Source organism: Kitasatospora sp. NPDC114501 (assembly GCF_055633695.1).
In genome coordinates this window covers 142,793-159,003 of sequence record NZ_JBVKDS010000012.1, presented here as the reverse complement: position 1 = coordinate 159,003, position 16,211 = coordinate 142,793, and the positions used below count along the sequence as shown (strand labels likewise).

At 73.0% G+C, this 16,211-nt stretch carries 15 protein-coding genes; 7 read left to right on the top strand and 8 right to left on the bottom strand.

The genetic code is table 11. From position 1 onward, the window contains the following. Positions 1 to 72: 72 nt before the first annotated feature. The 8 genes from ACZ7RU_RS23175 to ACZ7RU_RS23140 form a co-directional block, all read right to left on the bottom strand. The gene (locus tag ACZ7RU_RS23175) at positions 73 to 990 is read right to left on the bottom strand and encodes a metal-dependent hydrolase (protein ID WP_470342837.1); all 918 of its coding nucleotides are present in this window, start codon (positions 988 to 990) and stop codon (positions 73 to 75) included. 253 nt (positions 991 to 1,243) lie between these two features. Further along, the gene (locus tag ACZ7RU_RS23170) at positions 1,244 to 1,939 is read right to left on the bottom strand and encodes an IclR family transcriptional regulator (protein WP_470342972.1); all 696 of its coding nucleotides are present in this window, start codon (positions 1,937 to 1,939) and stop codon (positions 1,244 to 1,246) included. A 273-nt stretch (positions 1,940 to 2,212) separates the two neighbouring features. Then, positions 2,213 to 3,673: a catalase gene (locus ACZ7RU_RS23165; RefSeq protein ID WP_470342836.1), complete on the bottom strand. Its 1,461-nt coding sequence runs from the start codon at positions 3,671 to 3,673 to the stop codon at positions 2,213 to 2,215. 113 nt (positions 3,674 to 3,786) lie between these two features. Continuing rightward, entirely contained in the window at positions 3,787 to 4,983 is a 1,197-nt protein-coding gene (gene alc / locus ACZ7RU_RS23160; RefSeq protein WP_470342835.1) for an allantoicase, read from the bottom strand. Positions 4,984 to 4,992: 9 nt separating this feature from the next. Next, entirely contained in the window at positions 4,993 to 6,417 is a 1,425-nt protein-coding gene (gene allB / locus ACZ7RU_RS23155) for an allantoinase AllB (protein WP_470342834.1), read from the bottom strand. A gap of 159 nt (positions 6,418 to 6,576) precedes the next feature. After that, a complete protein-coding gene (locus ACZ7RU_RS23150) occupies positions 6,577 to 7,719 on the bottom strand; it encodes a glycerate kinase (protein WP_470342833.1) in 1,143 nt (380 codons plus the stop codon). A gap of 352 nt (positions 7,720 to 8,071) precedes the next feature. Beyond that, positions 8,072 to 8,959 (bottom strand): 2-hydroxy-3-oxopropionate reductase, encoded by an 888-nt coding sequence (locus tag ACZ7RU_RS23145; protein ID WP_470342832.1) that lies wholly within the window; start codon positions 8,957 to 8,959, stop codon positions 8,072 to 8,074. Between the two features lie 51 nt (positions 8,960 to 9,010). Next, positions 9,011 to 9,856, bottom strand: a complete 846-nt coding sequence (locus tag ACZ7RU_RS23140; RefSeq protein WP_470342831.1) for a TIM barrel protein — start codon at positions 9,854 to 9,856, stop codon at positions 9,011 to 9,013. Positions 9,857 to 10,070: 214 nt separating this feature from the next. Between ACZ7RU_RS23140 and ACZ7RU_RS23135 the strand changes: the two genes are divergently transcribed. The 7 genes from ACZ7RU_RS23135 (at position 10,071) to ACZ7RU_RS23105 (ending at position 16,179) form a co-directional block, all read left to right on the top strand. Then, positions 10,071 to 10,316, top strand: coding sequence for a thiamine-binding protein (locus tag ACZ7RU_RS23135; RefSeq protein ID WP_470342971.1), 246 nt, complete (start codon positions 10,071 to 10,073; stop codon positions 10,314 to 10,316). Beyond that, complete coding sequence (locus ACZ7RU_RS23130) at positions 10,313 to 10,693, top strand: helix-turn-helix domain-containing protein (RefSeq protein ID WP_470342830.1); 381 nt, start codon at positions 10,313 to 10,315, stop codon at positions 10,691 to 10,693. The genes ACZ7RU_RS23135 and ACZ7RU_RS23130 overlap by 4 nt, the downstream gene beginning before the upstream one ends. 245 nt (positions 10,694 to 10,938) lie before the next feature. After that, positions 10,939 to 11,442: a 2-oxo-4-hydroxy-4-carboxy-5-ureidoimidazoline decarboxylase gene (gene uraD, locus ACZ7RU_RS23125; RefSeq protein ID WP_470342829.1), complete on the top strand. Its 504-nt coding sequence runs from the start codon at positions 10,939 to 10,941 to the stop codon at positions 11,440 to 11,442. A gap of 137 nt (positions 11,443 to 11,579) precedes the next feature. Further along, positions 11,580 to 11,915 carry a hydroxyisourate hydrolase gene (gene uraH, locus ACZ7RU_RS23120; protein WP_470342828.1) on the top strand — a complete coding sequence of 112 codons (336 nt, stop codon included), beginning with the start codon at positions 11,580 to 11,582 and terminating at the stop codon, positions 11,913 to 11,915. A 31-nt stretch (positions 11,916 to 11,946) separates the two neighbouring features. Next, positions 11,947 to 12,867, top strand: coding sequence for a factor-independent urate hydroxylase (pucL, locus tag ACZ7RU_RS23115; protein WP_470342827.1), 921 nt, complete (start codon positions 11,947 to 11,949; stop codon positions 12,865 to 12,867). Positions 12,868 to 13,164: 297 nt separating this feature from the next. Further along, on the top strand, positions 13,165 to 14,724 hold the full coding sequence (locus ACZ7RU_RS23110) for a nucleobase:cation symporter-2 family protein (RefSeq protein WP_470342826.1): 1,560 nt from the start codon (positions 13,165 to 13,167) through the stop codon (positions 14,722 to 14,724). Positions 14,725 to 14,793: 69 nt separating this feature from the next. Beyond that, positions 14,794 to 16,179 (top strand): 8-oxoguanine deaminase, encoded by a 1,386-nt coding sequence (locus tag ACZ7RU_RS23105; protein WP_470342825.1) that lies wholly within the window; start codon positions 14,794 to 14,796, stop codon positions 16,177 to 16,179. Positions 16,180 to 16,211: the final 32 nt, after the last annotated feature.

Here is a 16,211-nt window from a genome sequence, read left to right as displayed (position 1 = left end):
CAGATTTCAGCCTTCAGATTTCAGCGAACAGAAAACGTTTTCTGTTCGCTGAAACCTGAAACCCGTCATCTGTCAGCCGCGCCCGGCGGCCGCCCGGGCGGCCGGGGAGGTGGCGAGGTAGCCCAGCGCCTGACTGGACGAGCCCTCCTGGGTCGGGTGGTAGCCCGGCCGCAGGTAGCGCAGCCCGGAGCGGACCGACCTGACCGGGTCCGGCAGCAGTCCGCGCCTGGCGATCCGCCCCGCCTCCCGCCAGGTGGGCTTGAGCCGCCCCTTCAGGGTGGGGTCGGCGGCGAGCAGGAAGCGGGCGCCGCGCACCCAGAGGTGGACCAGCAGCGGTCCGGAGACCACCATCCCGCGCACCCGGCGCAGGTATCCCGGGTCCAGGTGGACCATCAGGTCGTAGGCGACGCTGCGGTGCTCGACCTCCTCCGCGCCGTGCCAGCGCAGCAGGTCCAGCATCGTCGGGTCGGCCTTGGCCCGGTCCAGGCCCGGGGAGTTGAGCGCCCAGTCGCCGAGGAAGGCGGTGAAGTGCTCGATCGCCGCGATGAAGGCGACCCGCTCGATGACGTTCTCCCGCCGCCGGGCCGGCGGCAGCCCCGGCTTGTCGCCGAGGACGCGCTGGAACAGCCAGGCGATCTGCCGGACGTACGGCCGAGGGTCGAGCCCCTGGCCGAGCAGGTGGTCCAGGACCTCCTGGTGCGCCTCGGCGTGGATGGCCTCCTGCCCGATGAACCCGAGGACCTCCTCGCGCAGCTGCTCGTCGCGGATCAGCGGCAGCGCCTCCTTGAACACCCTGACGAACCACCGCTCCCCCTCGGGCAGCAGCAGGTGCAGCACGTTGATGACGTGGGTGGCCATCGGCTCGTCCGGGATCCAGTGCAGCGGCAGCCGGCTCCAGTCGAAGCGGACGTCCCGGGGCTCCAGGACGAGGCTGTCGTGCACGCGCGCGGCGGGGGCGGCGAGGGCGGGGACGGGGGTGGAACGGGGCATGGCAGGCCCTCCTGACCTGGGGGCGGCGGCTCGGCTCCAGGGAAACGTACTCGCGGGTAGCCGTGGGGACAAGGGGTTCGGCGGGTCTTATCGACATCGAGTCTAATAAGTGCCGCGCGCCGGGCCGCGGCAGGGCGGACCACCGCCACGGCCGGACGGACACCACCCCTGAACACGCGTTCGGGCTGCGGGGAAAGCCCGAGGGCCCCACCGGACGGCACGCGTCCGACGGGGCCCTCCGGCCGGGCGGCGCTCAGACCGCCATCGCCAGCATCAGCGGCGCCGCCCGGGCCGCCAACAGCTCGGCGGCGGCCTTCAGCTTGTGGATGTTGTCCGCCGGCATCGAGGTGGCCAGGCAGCCGACCGTACTGCCCGCCGTGATCGGCACCGCCGCGCACACCGTCCCCAGCGCGTACTCCTGGATGTCCAGCACCGGCACCGTGGCGGGCTGCCGCTCCAGCCGGTGCATCAGCTGGTCGGCGTCGGTGACGGTGCGGGAGGTGAGCCGGGCGACCGGGTGCCGGGAGAGGTGGTCGCGCCGCGCGTCCGCGTCCAGCTGGCCGAGCAGGCACTTGCCGATCGCGCTGGCGTGCGCGGTGGCCCGGAAGTCCACCCACTCCTGCACGGCCGGCGCGTGGTCGGCGGCCGAGACCGCCTCCACCGACAACTCGCCGTCGTGGTACCGACTGAAGTACACCGCTGCCCCCAACTCGTCCCGGAGTTCGGCGAGTTTGCGGTTGAGTCGGGCCTTCACCAGCTGCTCCCGGTTGTGCTGGCCGAGCAGGGCGAAGGTGCCGCCCAGCAGCCAACCGCCGTCCTGGCACTGGAGATAGCCCTCGACCTCCAGGATCTCGGCGAGCCGGCGCACGGTGGGCAGCCCGAGCGAGGTCTCCCGGGCGAGGGCCACCAGGGTGGTGCCGTCGGGGTGGCGGTCGACCGCCTCCAGCAGTCTGAGGGCGTACTGGAGGAGGTGAACGGGCCCGTCGGGCCCTGATCAAGCGCGGCGTGACGACCCGGGGCTGGTGTCGACATGTCGTCCCCTTCCGATGTCCCCCCACGGAGCGACCGCGGGCACGCCACCAGCCTATCCACCCGGCGGCTCCGACCGCTGCCGTCCGTACATATCCGTGGACAATCCGTGCCGACCCCCCGGCCGACCTGGGCTGACACCGCGGGCCCCGCCACCGGGAGGGGGAAGGGGCCCCGCCCTCCGGCTGCCGGGTCAGGCCTCGTCGCCCTCCCGCAACTCGGCGACGGCGGCGGCCAGCCGGGCGCCGTACTCCTCGTCCGCCGCGCGGAAGTGGGCGAGGTTCCGCTCCACCACGTCGTCGCGCGAGACCTGCGCCAGGGAGCCGGCGAGGTTGCCGATCAGCCGGGTCCGCTCGTCGGCCGACATCAGCCGGTACAGCTCGCCGGCCTGGAAGAAGTCGTCGTCCTCGGGGTGCGCCGGGGTGGGGTGGGTGCCGGTGCGGCCCGTCACCCCGACCGGCGCGGCCAGCGCGTCGCCGGTCTGGACGGGGCCGTCGTACGAGTTGGGTTCGTAGTTCCTGCCGCGACCGGCGCTGTCGACGGCCATCCGCCCGTCCCGGCCGTAGTTGTCGGCCTCGGTGGCGCGCGGGGCGTTCACCGGCAGCCGGGTGTGGTTGACCCCGAGGCGGTAGCGCTGGGCGTCCGCGTAGGCGAACAGGCGGCCCTGGAGCATCTTGTCCGGGGACGGGCCGATGCCGGGCACGAAGTTGTTCGGCGAGAACGCGGCCTGCTCGACCTCGGCGAAGACGTTCTCCGGATTCCGGTTGAGCACCAGGCGGCCGACCCTGACCAGCGGGTAGTCGGCGTGCGGCCAGACCTTGGTGACGTCGAAGGGGTTGAAGCGGTAGTCCGCGGCCTCGGCGACCGGCATCAGCTGGACGTGGAGGGTCCAGGACGGGAACACCCCGCGCTCGATGGCCTGGTGGAGGTCGCGCTGGTGCGAGTCGGCGTCGCCGCCGACCACCCCGGCCGCCTGGTCGGCGTCCAGGCAGCGGATGCCCTGGTCGGTCCTGAAGTGGTACTTCACCCAGTAGGCGTCACCGTCGGCGTTGACCCACTGGTAGGTGTGCGAGCCGTAGCCGTTCATGTGGCGGTACGAGGCCGGGATGCCGCGGTCGCCGAACAGCCAGGTGATCTGGTGGGTCGAGGCCGGCGAGTGGGCCCAGAAGTCCCAGACGTTGTCCGCCTCCTGCACACCGGTGTACGGGTCCCGCTTCTGCGAGTGGATGAAGTCGGGGAACTTGATCGGGTCCTTGATGAAGAACACCGGCGTGTTGTTGCCGACGAGGTCGTAGTTGCCCTCCTCGGTGTAGAACTTCACCGCGAAGCCGCGCGGGTCGCGCACCGCGTCGCCGGCGCCCAGGTTGCCGGCCACGGTGGAGAAGCGCAGGAAGACCTCGGTGCGCTTGCCGACCTCCGAGAGGAAGCCCGCCCGGGTGTACCGCGCGACCTCGTCGGTGACCTCGAAGTAGCCGTACGCACCGGAGCCGCGGGCGTGCACGACGCGCTCCGGGATGCGCTCGCGGTTGAACCGGGCCAGCTTCTCCAGGAGGTGCTGGTCCTGGATCAGCAGCGGGCCGTACTCGCCGGCCGAGGCCGAGTTCTGGTTGTCGGCGACCGGGGCGCCGGACTCCGTGGTCAGGATCTTGGGCATGGCGGGTCCTTCGGATGTCGATAAGGGCAGCAGCACTCGGAGCGAGAAGTGACGTCTCGTCAGGTTCTGCGGCGAGGCCCCGCCTGCCGGAGCCTCACGCAGCCGACCGACCGTCAGTCCCCGAGCAGGCTCCGGACGACGGTCGAGGCCGCCACCGGGTCGGTCACCGGACGGGCGGCGGTCAGCGCGGCGGCCTCGTCGGCGGTGCGGCCGGATCCGGTGAGGGCCGCGACGGCCTCGGCGGCCGGGAGGGCGTTGAACCAGCGCAGTGCGAGCGCGGTGCGGCCGGCCTCGGTGAGACGGCCGGTGAGCCGGAGTCGGGCCAGCCCGCCGTCCGGGTGGACGTTGATCCGCACGTGGGTCACCGGACGGCCGCCGGCGAGCCGGAAGCGGTGCCGGGTGTCGGGCTGGAGCCGGGTGCGGGGCAGGAGTTCGAACCACTCGCCGTGCGCCGGGTCGGCCCCGGTCGAGGCGTCGAAGCCGATCAGGTCGGCCCAGCCGGGGGCGTTGGCGACGAAGCAGGAGGTGTCCACCTCGACGGCCAGGACCTCACCGCCCCCGGCCAGGGCGATCCGCACCCAGTCGTTGGCCTTGTCGCGCCGACGCCGGGTCTCCCACCCGTCGCCCATGACGGAGGCGCGGCCGGGAGCGTTCAGGTTGTGCGGGGAGGAGAAGTAGCGGTCGGACGCCGCCTCGGCCACGCCGCCGTACTCCTGGGCGGCCAGGTCGAAGGTGAGACCGTCCAGTTCGCGCGGGTCGGGCAGCACCTCGCCGTGCACCCGTAGCCGGGCGACGCCGCCGTCCGGGAAGATGCTCAGCCGTACGTGGGTGTAGCGGGTGCCGTCCGCGACGGCGAACTCGTGGGCGGTGTCGCCCTTCAGCCCGGTGCGCGGCACGATCGTGGTCCACTCGGCCTCCCGGAGCTCCTCGGGCGAGGGGTGGCCGGGGACGGACGCGGCCTCGACCGAGGCGGACTCCGGGTAGTTGCCGGTGAAGTGGGCGGTGTCCACGACCACGCCGCGCACCACCCCGGCGGCGCCGAGCCGGACGATCGCCCAGTCGTGGTCCTGGTCGGTAGGGTGCGGCCGGTCGGCGGAGACGCCGCGGCGGCGCCTGGACTCCCAACCGTCCATGATCTGGCCCTTGTGGCCGAAGGTGTGCGGGCGGAACTCGGCCGGCGCGGCGACCAGCAGGTTCTCGGCGTCCGCGAAGGTGTCGTCGTTGGTGGCGACGACGCCCGCGCCGAGCGGTCGGGAGGCCAGGTCGACCAGCTCGGTGAAGCGAGCACTCGGGGTGTCGGCAGTGGTCACTGGCTCTCCTCAGACGCGTTCGGACGGGGCGGTGGTGGGGGTGGGGGTAGGGGCAAGGGTGGGGTGGAGGCGGGGTGGGAGCGGGCGCCGGGCAAGCTGCCGGCCGAAGGGCCGGGCCGCCGGGTCCACCTCGCGGCCGCGCAGCCAGGTGGCGCGCACCGCGCCGGTGAGGGTCCGGCCGGCGTAGGGGGTCACCGGGTTGCGGTGGTGCAGCCCGCTCGTCCGGACGGTGAACCCGCCGTCCGGGTCGAAGGCGACCATGTCCGCGTCGTGGCCGACGGCGATGGCGCCCTTGGTGCCGGTGAGGCCGACCAGTTCGGCCGGTCCGGCGGACATCCAGCGCACCACGTCCGCCAGGGTGTGGCCGCGTCGGCGGGCCTCGGTCCAGACGGCCGGCAGGCCCAGCTGGAGCGAGGCGATACCGCCCCAGGCGGCCGCGAAGTCACCGCTTCCGCCGTACTCGGGCAGCAGCTTGAGGTCGGGGGTGGACGGCGAGTGGTCGGAGACGACGGCGATGAACTCGCCGTCCGCCAGGGCCTCCCAGAGCGCGTCCCGGTTGGCCTCGTCGCGGATCGGCGGACAGCACTTGAAGGCGGTGTCGCCGTCCGGCACCTGCTCGGCCGCCAGGGTCAGGTAGTGCGGACAGGTCTCGGCGGTCACCCGGACGCCGTCCTCGCGGGCCTGCCGCAGCAGCGGCAGCACGGTGGCGGAGGAGACGTGCAGGATGTGCACCCGGGCGCCGGTGGTCCGGGCCGTGTCGAGCAGGCGGGCGACGGCCGCGGTCTCCGCGTCGGCGGGCCGAGAGGCCAGGAAGTCCCGGTAGTGGACGCCGGGTTGCTGCGGGGCGGCGGCGAGCACGGCCGGGTCCTCGGCGTGGATGATCGCCAGCGCCCCGATCCGGGCCTGCTCGGCCAGCGCAGCCTCCAGGTCGGCGGCCTCGACGTGCGGGAACTCGTCCACCCCGGAGGGGGCGAGGAAGCTCTTGAAGCCGAACACGCCCTCCCGGTACAGCGGTTCGAGGTCCGCGACGTTGCCGGGGACGGCTCCGCCCCAGAAGCCGAGGTCGACCCAGGCCTGGCCCTCGGCGGCCTTCCGCTTGAGCACCAGCCCCGCCACCGTGGTGGTGGGCGGGACCGCGTTGAGCGGCATGTCGACGATCGTGGTGACGCCGCCGGCCGCGGCGGCCCGGGTGGCGGTGGCGAAGCCCTCCCACTCGGTGCGGCCGGGCTCGTTGACGTGCACGTGGGTGTCGACCAGGCCGGGCAGCAGGGCGGTGTCGCCGAGGTCGACGAGCCCGCCCTCGCCGGCCGTGAGCGAGCCGTGCGGCGCCGTCCGGGCGATCTTCCCCTCCTGGATCAGCACGTCCGCGGGGCGCTCGCCGTCGGGCAGGACCACCCGCCGGGAGCGGATCACCGTCGGCTGGCTGAAAGGCATGGGAGACCTCCGGAACCTGGGAGTCGGGATGGTTCGAGGGCGCTTCGCGGGTGCTTCGAGAGCGGTGGAACGCGGGAGGTGGAACCCCGAGGTGGCGAGGGATTGCCGGGAGCCTAGGCCTGCCTTCAACAAAACGTCAATGGACGGGAGTGCGAGGGTTCAGCGCGCCAGCAGTCGGTCGGCCAGCCGCTCCCCCGCGAGTTCGGCCAGCTCCGCGGCCCTGGTCATGCTCTCCCCCGGCCGCTCGGCCAGGTCGGTCAGGGCGATCGCGGCGGTGAAGCCCGCGGCCCGCCACTCGGGCTCGGAGAGCTCCAGCCGGCCCGCGACGGCGGCCACCCGGACCCCCGCCCGGGCGGCCGCCGCGGCGACTCCGGCGGGGGCCTTGCCGTGCAGCGTCTGCGCGTCCAGGCATCCCTCGCCGGTCACCACGAGTCGGGCCCCGCGCACGGCCCCGTCGAAGCCCAACAGGTCGAGCAGCAGCTCGATGCCGGGTCGCACGGTGGCGCCGAGCAGGGCCAGGGCCGCGAAGCCCACCCCGCCCGCGGCGCCGGCGCCGGGCGCCTCCCGGACGTCCCGCCCGGTGGCCTCGGCCACCAGGTCGGCGAACCGGGTCAGCCCCTCCTCCAGGACCACCAGGTCCTCGCTGTCGGCCCCCTTCTGCGGGCCGTAGACGGCGGCGGCGCCGCGCGGCCCGAGCAGCGGGTTGTCCACGTCGCAGGCGACCACGAGCTCGACCCCGCCCAGGGCGTCGGCCAGCGGGCCGAGGTCGATCTCCGCGAGCCGGCGCAACGCGGCACCACCGGGCGGGAGTTCGGCGCCGTCGACGTCGCGCAGCCGCACCCCGAGCGCCTGCACCAGGCCGGCCCCGCCGTCCGTACTGGCGCTGCCGCCGAGGCCCAGGACGATCCGCTTCGCGCCGAGCGAGACCGCCTTGGCGATCAGCTGGCCGACCCCGTAGGACCCGGCCGAGAGCGGGGCGGTACGGCCGCCGGGCAGCCGGGCGAGGCCGGCGGCCTGCGCCAGCTCGACCACGGCGGTGTCGTCCCGGACGGCCAGCGCGGCGTCCACCGGCAGTCCGGTCGGGCCGGTCACCTTGGCCGGGACCCGGGTGAACCCGGCCGCGAGCGCGGCGGCCAGGGTTCCCTCGCCGCCGTCGGCGACGGGCAGTTCGCGCACCTCCGTGCCGGGCGCGGCGCGACGGATGCCGGCGGCGATCCTGGCCGCCGCCTCGGCGCCCTCCAGGCTGCCCTTGAACTTGTCGGGGGCGACGACCACATGGCCCGGGTGGGGGGTGGGGGGCATGACGCGGTCCTCGTTTCCGTACGGGTCGGGCGGGGGGGCGCTACGACGTGCGTCCAGCATGAGCCCGGACGGCCGGTGGCAGCGAGCTGCTCGGCCGGGGCGCCGGGGCGGCTGGAGTGGTTGGGGCGGAATCCGCGGTGGGGAGGGGCCCGGCGGCGGGTACGGGCACGACCGGAGTGCCCCCAGGGGAACGTACGCGTCACCGCTCCGGGTCGACCGGCGGGCGGGCGGATGAGCCCCGGCCCGCACGCCGGTCGGGTCCGGCCTCCTGGCGGCGCGGGCACGACCGGATGGGTACACGCCGCCAGGAGGAGTTCGGGGCGGGGGCTCGGCGCGGGAGCCCCCGGAGGTGCTATCCGGCCTCGCGCCCGGAAAGCCGCTCGACGCCCCGCAGGAGCGCCGAGTGGTCCAGCGAGCCGTCGCCGTTGGCCCGGGCGGAGGCGACCAGTTGGGCCACCACGGCGCCGACCGGCAGCGCGGCGCCCACGGCGCGGGCGGCGTCGGTGACGATGCCCATGTCCTTGTGGTGCAGGTCGATCCGGAAGCCGGGGGCGAACTCGCGGTTCAGCATGTTCGCCTTCTTGCGGTTGAGCACGGTGGAGCCGGCCAGGCCGCCGCCGAGCACGTCCAGCGCGGCCGCGAGGTCGACGCCGGCGTTCTCCAGGAACACCACGGCCTCGGCGAGCACCTGGAGGTTGGCCGCGACGATCAGTTGGTTGGCGGCCTTGACGGTCTGGCCGGCGCCGGTCGGGCCGACGTGGACGACCGTGGTGCCCAGCGCGTCGAACAGCGGCCTGGCCTCGGCGAAGTCCTCGGCGGCACCGCCGACCATGATCGACAGGACGGCCTCGACGGCTCCCGCCTCGCCTCCGGAGACCGGGGCGTCCAGGGTGCGGACGCCCTTCTCCCGGGCGGCGGCCTCGATCCTGGTCGAGGTCTGCGGCGTGATCGAGGACATGTCGATCAACAGGGTGCCGGACCCGGCGTGCTCCAGTACCCCGCCCTCGCCCAGGACGACCTGCTCGACCTGCGGGTCGGCCGGGACCATGGTGATCACCACCTCGGCGTCCCTCACCGCGTCCGCGATGCTGGTGGCACCGTGGCCGCCGGCCGCGACCAGGGCGTCGATCGGTGGCCGGGTGAGGTTGAAGCCGGTGACGTGGTGGCCGGCCCTGACCAGGTTGGCGGCCATCGGGCCGCCCATGATGCCGAGGCCGATGAAGGCGATCTTGCGGCTCATCGCGTCGAGTTCCTCACGTGTGCAGGGGGGAGGTCGGGTGGGGCGGCGCCGTTACCGGGCGGCGCGCAGCTCGCGCGGCAGCCATCCGAAGCTGTCGGCGCTGACGCCGGTGGAGGGCCGGTACTCCAGGCCGATGGGGCCGGTGTAGCCCGCGGCCGTGAGCCGGGCGAACAGGTCCTCGAAGTCCAGTTCACCGGTGCCGGGCTCGTTGCGGCCCGGGGTGTCGGCGATCTGCACGTGACCGATGCGGTCGGCGTGGGTTCCGATGACCGCCGCCAGGTCCTCACCGTTCCTGGCCAGGTGGTACAGGTCGCAGAGGAACCTGGCGTTTCCCAGGCCTGTGGCAGCGTTGACCCGGTCGACCACCTCGACCGCGGCGGCGGCCGAGACCAGCGGGTAGTCCGGCGACTCGGCCCTGTTCAGGGCCTCGACCAGCAGGACGGCGCCGATCCCGTGCGCGGCCCGCGCGGCGAGCACCAGGTGCTCCAGCGCGAGCGCGTCCTGCTCCGCCGGGTCGACGCCCTCGACCCGGTTGCCGTACAGCGCGTTGAGCGCGGTGGCGCCGAGTGAGGCGGCGAGTTCCGCGGCGACCGGGACGTTGGCGCGGAAGCGGTCCCGCTCGGACGGAATCGAGACGGTTCCGCGGGCACCGCTGCCCAGGTCGTCCAGGAGGTTGAGGCCGGTGAGCCGCACCCCCGCGTCGGTGAACGCCTTGCGCAGCGCGTCCAGTTCGGCCTGCGACGGGTCGTGATCCGCGCCGAAGGGCCACCACAGTTCGGCTGCGGTGAAGCCGGCCGCGGCGGCCGCGGCGGGGCGCTCCAGGAGCGGCAGCTCGCCGAACAGGATCGACAGGTTGACCGTGAAGCCGTGCTGGGCGGCCGCCGTCACGTCGCTCACCTCTCATCTCTCTTCCATCATCCGCAACTTCCACGATCCGGAAGAGGGATTCTGTGTGGTGGAAGCATCTCCGGGCCTCTGAGCGAGTGTCAAGGGAGTCACAACATTTTGTTGAAGCCGCCCGGCGGTTCGCCTCACCCCGGGTCGGACCGTTCGACCAGCCGTCCCCTGCCCCACCCGCACCCCCGCTCGCTACAGTGACCTCGTGCGATTGATGGTGGAGTTCACGACAGAACCGTTCGAACTGGACACGTTCCCGGAGCACGCCGCGGCGGCCCGCAAGGCCGTCGACGAGGCCGGCCTGGCCGTGTCGGTCGGCCCCTTCGGCACCGGCGCCGAGGGCGAGGCCGAGAAGGTCCTCGCCGCGGTGGCCAAGCTGCTCAAGGAGAGCCTGGACGCCGGGGCCACCCGGATCTCGGTCCAGGTCAGCGTGCTGGGCGAGGAGGACGGTACGCCGTGACCGGGAACGTGGAACACCCGCTCGCCGCCGCGGTGAAGCCGCTGCTGGCCGCGGTCGGCGCGACGCCCGTCCCGCTGGACGAGGCGAAGCCCGACGACGTGGTCCTGGAGTGGGAGGGCACCCCCGCCCTGGCCGTCCGGCTGCCGCACCTGAGCAGTGCGCTGGACCGGCTGCTCGCCGAGATGACCCGACAGTTCGACGGCCGCCCGCTGGCCGAGCTCGACCGGCTGGAGAAGCAGCGGGTCGTCGCCCTGCTGGAGGAGCGCGGTGCCTTCACCGTCCGCCACGGCGTGGAGACCGTCGCCTCGGCCCTGGGCGTCAGCCGCTTCACTGTGTACAACTACCTGAACCGCCAGGACGGCGCGAAGTCGTCCTGACGCCCGGCTCGACGCCCTGCGGGGCGCACACGGACCCGCCCCAGGGGCTTCCGAACGGGTGACCCCGCCGGCGCGGCAGGACTGGATCGGCCTGCGGCGGGGCACACTTGGCGAATCGCACACCAGAGGGCCCGGTAACGCGGCCCGGTTCGAAACGTAACCACCAACCGTTCAACAAAGTGTTGACGGCCGGGTGGGGTCGATCTAGCTTTTCCGGGTGGCACCACTCTTCAGGAGGTCCACTCGTGACCAACCACCCCCACGCCCTTGACGCCCTGGCCTCCGCCGACGCCGCGGAGCTTGAAGGGATCCTGCTGGAGGTCTGCTCCAGCCCCCGCTGGGCCGCCGCCGTCGCGGCGGCGAAGCCCTGGTCCGACCGCGAGGCCCTGCTCGCCGCCAACGCGGCGGCCATGGCGTCCCTGACGGTCGAGGACCTCCACGACGCGATGGCCGGCCACGCCCGGATCGGCAGGCCGACAGCCGGCGACGCCGCCTCCGAGCGCGAACAGGCCGGAATCCGGGGCGTGGACCGGGCGGTCCTCGACCAGCTGCGCGAAGCCAACGCCGCCTACGAGGCCAAGTTCGGCCACGTGTTCCTGATCTGCGCGACCGGCCGCACCGCCCTCGACATGCTCGCCGCCCTCCGCGAGCGCCACCCCCACGACGCCGCAACCGAGGCGGAGATCATCCGTGGAGAGCTGCGCAAGATCAACGACATCCGGCTCGACCGGCTGCTCGACGCGTCCTGACGGACAATCAGTTCACGGCGCCGTCTCACGTCGTCACGCCGCACCGACCACGGCCGGCCGTTCCATCAGGCGCCGCCAGGTGACCTGATGTGACCTGATGTGACCTCATATCCGATACCAGTAAGGCTCCTTCGCCCATGACCGGCATCTCCACCCATGTGCTCGACACCAGCCTCGGCCACCCGGCCACGGGCGTCCCGGTCGAGCTCGCACTGCGCACCGAGGGTGGCTGGCAGGTGCTCGGCACCTCCGCCACGGACTCCGACGGCCGGATCAGGGACCTGCCGGCCGTGGAGGCGGGCTCGGTCGTCCGGCTGCTCTTCGACACCGGCGCGTACCACGCGCTCCGGTCCGCCGAGCCGCCGTTCTTCCCCGAGGTCTCGGTCGTCTTCACGGTCGCGCCCGAACAGCCCCACTACCACGTGCCGTTGCTGCTCAACCCGTTCGGATACTCGGTCTACCGCGGAAGCTAGGACCGACCTCGACAAGCTTAGGAGCCACGTCATGGCCCACGTGCTCGGTCAGAACCAGTACGGCAAGGCGGAGAACCGCATCGTCCGGATCCACCGCGGCTCCACCCGGCACGAGATCAAGGACCTGAACGTCTCGGTCGCGCTCCGCGGCGAGTTCGAGGACGTCCACCTCACCGGGTCCAACGCCAACTGCCTCCCCACCGACACCACCAAGAACACCGTCTACGCCTTCGCCAAGAAGCACGGCATCGAGTCCGCCGAGGCGTTCGGCATCCTCCTGGCCCGCCACTTCGTCGACGACACCGAGCGCGGTGTCGTGCACAGCGCCCGGATCCGGATCGAGGAGTACGCCTGGGACCGGATCAGGACGCCGGACAGCTCGGCCCGCTTCATCGGCTCGGAGGAGGTCGGCCACTCCTTCGTCCGCCGCGGCCAGGAAATCCGCACCAGCGAGATCGTCTACGACGGGGAGTCCGTCCAGGTCGTCTCCGGCCTGAAGGACCTGGTCGTCATGAACTCCACCAACTCCGAGTTCTGGGGCTACATCAAGGACGACTACACCACCCTCCAGGAGGCGTACGACCGCATCCTCGCCACCCAGGTCACCGCCCGCTGGAAGTTCGGCTACAGCGGCGCGGACGGCGAGGCCCAGCCCCACTGGAACCGCTCCTACACCCAGGTGAAGCGGCATCTGCTGGAGGCATTCGCCGAAACGTACTCCTACTCGCTTCAGCAGACCCTGCACGCGATGGGCAGCCGGGTCCTGAACAACCGGGCCGAGGTCGACGAGGTCCGCCTCGAACTGCCCAACAAGCACCACTTCCTGGTCGATCTGGAGCCGTTCGGCCTCGAGAACGACAACGAGGTCTACTTCGCCGCGGACCGCATGTACGGCCTGATCGAGGGCACCGTACACCGCGAGGGCGTCGTCCCGGTCATCCCGGTCGCCTGACTCCTCCGCCAGGTGGACACCGCCCGGAATCGCCGCACCCTCCGGCCCCCGCGGGCCGGCCGAGTCCGGGTGGACCGCGCCACCGACCCCACCCCCCGCGCCACCCGTACCAGCAGTCGCTCCAACCCCACCCCCACCCACCGGAGTTCGTGTCTGCCTCACGGCGGCCGGCCCGGGGCACCGGAGAGGCCCGCCGAGGGGCCCTTGCACCGCCGTCCCACCCTCGGCCGCATCAGCAGCAGCCGCTCTCCAGCGCCACGGGCGCGCCGGGAGCCACGGGCACAAGAGGGGCTCGACATGGCACCCAGCAACACCAGCAGTACAGACGGCGGTTCCACCCCGGCAAGAACGCACGGCCCGGACGGCGCACCGGCCCAGCTCGCCGGACCACCGGCCCACCTCCCCGACACGCCGGCCCACCTCCCCGACACGCCGGCCCACCTCCCCGACGAGTCGTCCCGGACCGGACCCCACCCCGTGGACGAGTTGCTGCCGACGGCGAAGCTGCTCTCCACCGGACTCCAGCACGTCGCCGCGATGTACGCGGGGGTCGTCGCTCCCCCGCTCATCGTCGGCGCCGGCGTCGGGCTCTCCCCCGCCGAACTCGCCCTGCTCATCTCGGCCAGCCTGTTCACCGCCGGACTGGCCACCCTCCTCCAGACCCTCGGCGTCTGGAAGATCGGCGCGCGGCTGCCGTTCGTGAACGGCGTCTCCTTCGCGGGGGTCGCGCCCATGATCGCCATAGCCAACGGCACCGTCGAGAGAACGGGCGGCCCGAAGGACGCCCTCCCGGTGATCTTCGGAGCGGTGATCGTCGCGGGACTGCTGTGCTTCCTCGCGGCGCCGTACTTCTGCAAGCTCATCCGGTTCTTCCCCCCGGTCGTCCAGGGCACCGTGATCACCCTCATCGGGGTCTCCCTGCTACCGGTGGCGGTCAACTGGGCGCGCGGCGGCTCGCCGGGCGCCCCCGGGTACGGCTCCATGCGGGCCGTCGGCCTCGCCGCGGCCACCCTCGTCGCGGTGGTGCTCTGCAACCGGCTGCTGCGCGGCTTCTGGCAGCAGCTGTCGCTGCTCGTCGGCCTGGCGCTCGGCACCCTGATCGCCTTCCCGCTGGGGCTCGCCGACTTCGGCGCGGTCAAGGACGCGGACGTCTTCTCGCTCCCGTCCCCGTTCCACTTCGGCGCGCCGATGTTCGACGCCGCCGCGATCGTCTCGATGTGCATCGTCATGGTCGTCTCGATGACCGAGTCCACCGCCGACATGCTCGCGCTCGGCAGGATCGTCGACCGCGAGGCGGACGAAGCCACCCTCGCCGCCGGCCTGCGGGCCGACGGTCTGGCCACCGCGCTCAGCCCCGTCTTCAACGGCTTCGCCGCCAGCGCCTTCGCCCAGAACATCGGGCTGGTGGCGCTGACGAGGATCCGCAGCCGCTTCGTGGTCGCGGCCGGCGGCGGCATCCTGGTCCTGCTGGGGCTGTTCCCGGTGCTGGGCTCGGTCGTCTCCCTGGTGCCGCAGCCCGTCCTCGGCGGGGCCGGGATCGTGCTCTTCGGCACGGTCGCGGCCAGCGGCATCCGCACCCTCGCGGAGGCCGGCCTGGAGTCCGGCTCGAACACCATCCTGGTGTCGGTCTCGCTCGGCGTGGGCATCGTCCCGATCGCCGTGCCGACGTTCTACGACTCCTTCCCGGAGGCCGCCCGGACCCTGCTGCACTCGGGGATCTCGGCCGGCTGCGTGACGGCCGTCCTGCTCAACCTGCTCTTCCACCACGTCGGTGCCGGCCGCCGGCCAGGGGCCGGCCAGGCCCCCGACACGACGGGGGCGACGGCGCCGACGGCACCGACAGTGACACCGTCCTGACCGCCCGGGGAGGAGCGCGTGCCCCCTGCGGTGCCCGCCCCTTCCGACCCTTCCGTTAGGAGTCACACCATGGCAGTCCAGCCCCCGCCCGCTGACCAGCGGATCGTGATCGAGAACGTCGCGATCGCCACCGTGGACGCGAACGACACCGAGTACGCCCGCGGCCACGTGGTCCTGCTCGGCAACACCATCGAGGCGGTGGGCGACGGCCCCGCCCCCGCGTGGCTGGACAACGTGGTGCGCCGGATCGACGGCGACGGCCACCTGGCCACCCCCGGACTGGTCAACACCCACCACCACTTCTACCAGTGGATCACCCGCGGCCTGGCCCAGGACGACATCCTGTTCGACTGGCTGGTCGCCCTCTACCCGACCTGGGCGCGGATCGACGAGAAGCTCGTCCACGCCGCGAGCCAGGGCTCCGCCGCCGCACTGCTCAAGTCCGGCTGCACCACCGCCTCCGACCACCACTACGTCTTCCCGAAGGACGGCGGCGACGTCCTCGGCGCCTCGGTCGAGGCCGTCCGGGAACTCGGCCTGCGCTTCACCGCGCTGCGCGGCTCGATGGACCGCTCCAAGAAGGACGGCGGGCTGCCGCCGGACCACGCGGTCGAGGAACTGGACGCCATCCTGACCGCCTCCGAGGCCGCCGTGGACCGGTACCACGACTCCTCCTTCGGCTCGATGCTGCACGTCGCGCTCGCACCCTGCTCGCCCTTCTCGGTCTCCACCGAGCTGCTGCGCCGCTCCGCCGAACTCGCCCGGCGCAAGGGCGTCCGCCTGCACACCCACGGCTCGGAGACGGCCGAGGAGGAGCGTTTCTGCAAGGAGCTGTTCGGCATGGGGCCGACCGACTACTTCGAGTCGGTGGGCTGGCTCGGCGAGGACGTCTGGATGGCGCACTGCGTGCACATGGACGACTCCGACATCGCCAAGTTCGCCGAGACCGGCACCGGCGTCGCCCACTGCCCGTCCTCCAACGCCCGGCTGGCGGCCGGCATCGCCCGGGTACCCGACATGCTCCGGGCCGGCGTCCCGGTCGGGCTCGGGGTGGACGGCACCGCGTCCAACGAGTCCGGCGAGCTGGGTACGGAGCTGCGCAACGCCCTGCTGATCAACCGGCTGCACGGATCCCCCACCGCGCTGACCGGGCGGCAGGCGCTGCGCCTGGGCACCATGGGCGGCGCCCGGGTGCTCGGCAGGCAGGACGAGATCGGCTCGATCGAGGTCGGCAAGCTCGCCGACCTGGCGCTGTGGAAGGTCGACGGGATCATGCACTCGTCCATCGCCGACCCGGTCGCCGCGCTCACCTTCGGGGCGCTGCCGCCGCTGTCGATGCTGTTCGTCAACGGCAACGCGGTGGTCGAGAAGGGACGGCTGACCACCGTCGACGAGGACCGGATCGCGCGCGACTGCGCCCGGGCCGCCCGCGAACTGGCGGCCCGTCCGGTCTGACGCCCACCCACCCCGCACTCCGGGGGCGCCCA

Coding starts and splice junctions, on each gene's coding strand:
- ACZ7RU_RS23175 (WP_470342837.1), bottom strand. CDS start 990: ATGCCCCGTTCCACCCCCGTCCCCGCCCTCGCCGCCCCCGCCGCGCGC.
- ACZ7RU_RS23165 (WP_470342836.1), bottom strand. CDS start 3,673: ATGCCCAAGATCCTGACCACGGAGTCCGGCGCCCCGGTCGCCGACAAC.
- allB (WP_470342834.1), bottom strand. CDS start 6,417: ATGCCTTTCAGCCAGCCGACGGTGATCCGCTCCCGGCGGGTGGTCCTG.
- ACZ7RU_RS23150 (WP_470342833.1), bottom strand. CDS start 7,719: ATGCCCCCCACCCCCCACCCGGGCCATGTGGTCGTCGCCCCCGACAAG.
- ACZ7RU_RS23145 (WP_470342832.1), bottom strand. CDS start 8,959: ATGAGCCGCAAGATCGCCTTCATCGGCCTCGGCATCATGGGCGGCCCG.
- ACZ7RU_RS23135 (WP_470342971.1), top strand. CDS start 10,071: ATGGTGGAGTTCACGACAGAACCGTTCGAACTGGACACGTTCCCGGAG.
- uraH (WP_470342828.1), top strand. CDS start 11,580: ATGACCGGCATCTCCACCCATGTGCTCGACACCAGCCTCGGCCACCCG.
- pucL (WP_470342827.1), top strand. CDS start 11,947: ATGGCCCACGTGCTCGGTCAGAACCAGTACGGCAAGGCGGAGAACCGC.
- ACZ7RU_RS23110 (WP_470342826.1), top strand. CDS start 13,165: ATGGCACCCAGCAACACCAGCAGTACAGACGGCGGTTCCACCCCGGCA.
- ACZ7RU_RS23105 (WP_470342825.1), top strand. CDS start 14,794: ATGGCAGTCCAGCCCCCGCCCGCTGACCAGCGGATCGTGATCGAGAAC.